3 protein-coding genes and 1 pseudogene are annotated in these 3,219 nt (G+C 64.5%); 2 read left to right on the forward strand and 2 right to left on the reverse strand.

Features of this window, described 5'->3' with window-relative positions:
• Position 1: 1 nt before the first annotated feature.
• The gene (gene ligD / locus H0W38_RS15035; RefSeq protein WP_367162178.1) at positions 2 to 1,429 is read right to left on the reverse strand and encodes a DNA ligase D; all 1,428 of its coding nucleotides are present in this window, start codon (positions 1,427 to 1,429) and stop codon (positions 2 to 4) included.
• Positions 1,430 to 1,649: 220 nt separating this feature from the next.
• Between ligD and H0W38_RS15040 the strand changes: the two genes are divergently transcribed.
• Positions 1,650 to 2,012, forward strand: coding sequence for a helix-turn-helix domain-containing protein (locus tag H0W38_RS15040; protein ID WP_292455477.1), 363 nt, complete (start codon positions 1,650 to 1,652; stop codon positions 2,010 to 2,012).
• A complete protein-coding gene (locus H0W38_RS15045) occupies positions 2,012 to 3,061 on the forward strand; it encodes a DDE-type integrase/transposase/recombinase (protein ID WP_292455479.1) in 1,050 nt (349 codons plus the stop codon). Before H0W38_RS15040 ends, H0W38_RS15045 begins: the two co-directional genes overlap by 1 nt.
• Before the next feature lie 32 nt (positions 3,062 to 3,093).
• Here the strand turns inward: H0W38_RS15045 and H0W38_RS15050 are convergent.
• Positions 3,094 to 3,219, reverse strand: a pseudogene (locus tag H0W38_RS15050) (IS630 family transposase); the annotation flags it as partial.

Here is a 3,219-nt window from a genome sequence, read left to right on the forward strand (position 1 = left end):
GTCAGATGAGGCTGTCGCGTTCCACACGAAACGGCATAGAGCCCATCTTCATCGCTGCTGTCAATGTTTGCTTTTTCTTCCAGTAGCTCGCCCAGGGGTCAGTGCTCTGGAACGAGAGGTGCTCACGTGCAGTCGGGATACTCCAATGCGAGCCGCTCTTGAGCTTCGGCAGCTCCTCCCAGGACACGGGCATGGAGACACCGAGACCCGGACGCGCGCGGGCGGAGAACGCCACTGCAGTCGTTGCACCCAATCCGTTGCGAAGATAATCGACGAAGAGCTTGCCGACGCGGTTTGCAGGGCCGCTCCGGGCTACGAAGCGCGATGGAATGGCCTTGGCCAAGTGCTGCACAACGGCCTGCGAGAAATCCTTGACCGTGTCGTAGTCCATTCGGGGAGTAAGCGGCACGACAACGTGCAGTCCTTTGCCGCCAGACGTCTTGAGCCACGCTTCCAGCCCGAGCTGGGTCAGGAGAGCGCGAACAAGCATCGCCGCCTCCTGGACCTGCGGCCATCCGGTTCCTTCACCTGGGTCGAGGTCGAAGACCATGCGGTCGGGCGCATTGATGTTCTTGACCGTGGAGTTCCAGGTGTGCAGCTCGATGACGTTCATCTGCGCGGCGCCGGCGAGCGCTTGAGCATTGCCGACCTCGAGCAACGAGTCATGGCCTGGCCATAACGAAGCAGGCAACTCCGTGATGCCTGGAATGCCGATTTTCTCGCCGTGCTTCTGGAAAAACTGGGGGCCGCCGACGCCCTCCGGCCCTCGGACAAGCGAGCAGGGACGGCCCTTGATGTGAGGAAGAATCCAGTCGGCGACAGACTCGTAGTACCGAACCAGGTCCAACTTGGTCAAACCCGTGCTGGGGTCAATCACGCGCTCGCCGTGGGTCACCTTGATACCACCGACGCCGGCATTCCCCGCCGACCGAAGCGGCGCCGGTCCGTCGGTGGTCTTGGCCGTCTCTCTCTTGATGGCCCGGGCCGGCTTGTCGGTGCGCAGCGCGACGTACGAGGCGTGTCGTATCTGACCGTCGGGGGTCCATTCGGCAAAGTCGACCTCGGCGACTACCTTGGGCTGAACCCATCGCTCGCTGCCGGCGACGCGCTTCGACCATCGGCCGGGCTTGGCCGTACCGGCAGCGAACGGCGACTTCGGTACTTCGAGCTTGACCAGCTTGCGCTTCAGGTCGCCAGCTTCTTCAGAGCTCCACCCGGTGCCGACGCTCCCCACCGAAATGAGCTTCCCCTCCGGTCCATAGACCCCGAGCAGCAGGCTGCCAATCTGCCGCGACCCGTCGCTCCGGTCCGTGTAGCCGCAAACGACGAACTCCTGTCGTTGCTTGCACTTCAGCTTGAGCCAAGTTTCTGTGCGCCGTGAGGCATACGGAGCATCGGCTCGCTTGGCAATGACGCCCTCGAGGTTCATCTTGCATGCCCCCCCCGTGCCAATATGACCTGCGCCACCTCCCTCTGAGAAATCAGTGAGCAACGAGGTAGGTATGACAGTCAACCATCAATCCAAGGCAGCCGTGCACGCAGTCAAGAGTTTGTCCGATCCGTTCGCATCGCAAGGAGCCCGTAGGGCGACTGAAGATGCGAGCGGATCGGCAGCGCCAGTTGCCCGTTCCGATGCCAGCGCCGAGGTCGTGCCGCACGCGCGACGCCGGCAGTTTTCCAACGCCGACAAGCGCCGCATTCTCGACGCGGCCGACCGCTGCACCCGACCCGGTGAGATCGGTGCGCTGATGCGCCATGAGGGCGTGTACTCGTCCTCGTTGAGCACCTGGCGGCGCCAGCGCGAGGCAGGCGATCTGGCCGCGCTGGCGCCGCACAAGCGTGGCCCCAAGATTCCTGCCAATCGTGCCGAGACGCTGCAGATCGCGCAACTCACCCGCGAGCGCGACGGGCTCAAGCGCGAGCTCGACAAGGCGATGCTCGTGATCGGAGTTCAAAAAAAACTTGCCGCACTGCTGGGCACTCTGATCGACGACAAGGACGAGAAGCTGTGATGGCCGCCGTCCAGGAACTCACCTCCGCCCTGGGCGCCGGTGCCGCCTGCCGCGCCATGGGCCTGTGGAGGGGCGCCCCTGCGCGCCAGCGCGGCCAGGCGCACCGTGCAGCGTTGGTGGGACCACGTGCCCGACGCGCGCCGCGTGCACGACCTCCACTGGCTCTGGACGCCGCGGAGAACCAGATCGTGCTGGACACGCTCAACAGCGAGCGCTTCGCCGACACGGCCCCGGCGGCCGTGCATGCCACGCTGCTGGACGAGGGCCGATACCTGGGTTCGGTGCGCACCATGTACCGCGTGCTGGCCGCCAACGGCGGTACCCGCGAGCGCCGCAATCAACTCGTCCACCCGGCCTACGCCAAGCCCGAGTTGCTGGCGGTGGCGCCCAACCAGGTCTGGTCGTGGGATATCACCAAACTCAAGGGGCCGGCGAAGTGGACGTGCTTCCACCTGTACGTGATCCTGGACATATTCAGTCGCCTGGTGGTGGGCTGGTTGATCGCCGATCGCGAGGACGCAGACTTGGCCGAGCAGCTCATCGCCGATACCGTGGCGCGTCACGACATCGAGCCAGGCATGCTCACGCTGCACGCCGATCGCGGCACCAGCATGCGCTCCAAACCCGTGGCCGCGCTGCTGGTGGACCTGGACATTGCCAAGAGCCATAGCCGGCCCTACGTCTCGGACGACAACCCGTATTCCGAGGCGCAGTTCAAGACCCTGAAATATCGGCCGGACTTCCCGGCGCGCTTCGGCTGTATCGAGGACGCACGGGCCCATTGCCAAGCCTTCTTCGCTTGGTACAACACGATGCATCGGCACTCAGGCATTGGCTACATGACGCCGTACAGCGTCCATCACGGTCAGGCCCAGCAGCTACGCAGCGTCCGCCAGGCCGCGCTGGATGACGCATTCCGTGCCGCGCCAAACCGATTCAAAGGCCGCCGTCCTGAACCGCCTGCGCTGCCCACTGCGGCGTGGATCAACCCACCAACGTCGGAGGTCATCACCCCGAAATCATCACAGCCTTGCACAGTAAATTCATGACGCCGGGTGGCGCAAAGTCATTGACACGTTCCGGCCGCGTAGAGCGACAGCGTGCCATGCCTGAAGTACTCGAACCCATGGCGCTCCGCGCGCCCGGGCGACAGCGGCAGCACCGGGTCCTTGCGATCCAGCGCCTGGATCGCCGTCTTCTCGTCAAC

This window comes from Methylibium sp. (genome assembly GCF_013817365.1).
Lineage (GTDB): Bacteria > Pseudomonadota > Gammaproteobacteria > Burkholderiales > Burkholderiaceae_C > Methylibium.

Coding starts and splice junctions, on each gene's coding strand:
- ligD (WP_367162178.1), bottom strand. CDS start 1,429: ATGAACCTCGAGGGCGTCATTGCCAAGCGAGCCGATGCTCCGTATGCC.
- H0W38_RS15045 (WP_292455479.1), top strand. CDS start 2,012: ATGGCCGCCGTCCAGGAACTCACCTCCGCCCTGGGCGCCGGTGCCGCC.